Raw genomic sequence first — 860 nt, 5'->3', positions numbered from 1 at the left:
GCTTAAAAATCAACTCACAGGTTTACTACGTGAATTTAATATAAGCAGTGGTCGCTCAATAAGTCAGTTTGTAGGTACAATCCAAGATACATTGGAAGATGCCGAAAATGGTTTTTGTGATGCATTTAGAAAAATGCTTAAAGTATCACTGGATTTATATTTAACGTTAACTGAAGCAATCGCTGCCTATGATTTAGCATTGGCTAAATGGATTGACGACACACCAAGCTGTAAAAAACTAATGCGCCTAGAAGGGGTTGGGATTTTAAATGCCATTCATCTTTTTATTAATTTGTCGTCAGGTGAATTAGCCAGGTTTAAAGCCGGCAAAGATGCCGCTGCTTGTATAGGTTTGACACCGACTCAGCACAGCTCTGGTGGTAAAGTAAGTTTAGGAAAAATAAGCCGACGTCGAAATACAACATTACGTAGTTTACTCATTACAGGTGCAATGGCTGTCATCCAACAAATTGTTAAGCGAGAGCCAAAAACAAGTAAAGAGCGCTGGCTTAAAGCGTTAATAGAACGACGAGGAAAAAAGTGTGCAGCAGTCGCATTAGCCAATAAAACGGTTAGAACCGCTTTTTCTTTAATTAATAATAAAACAGAATATAAAGCTGTTTTATTATAAAAAATCAAACATCAATATTAGCTAAATTAATAACATGTTAGATGACACAGTATAGTCACAAGAGCGAAAAGCTCGTTAACAAGAAGAGTGCTCTAACACGCGAAATTATCTTGGAGTCGAGGTAGCGCCTCATTTAGAACTCGTACATAAGAAAGCGAATTTATTTAGTTAAAATAGTTGTTGATAAATGGGAGTCCACATAAGTGACTATGGTGTCAATTCCTAATTT

1 protein-coding gene is annotated in these 860 nt (G+C 36.4%); it reads left to right on the top strand.

Annotated elements, in window-relative coordinates:
- The coding region (locus AC27I2_RS19670; protein ID WP_487205260.1) for an IS110 family RNA-guided transposase at window positions 1-631 on the top strand (631 nt) is incomplete at its 5' end.
- Window positions 632-860 lie beyond the last annotated feature (229 nt).

The organism is Pseudoalteromonas sp. NH0006-46, assembly GCF_057547735.1.
This window is presented reverse-complemented; position numbering and strand designations above follow the sequence as displayed.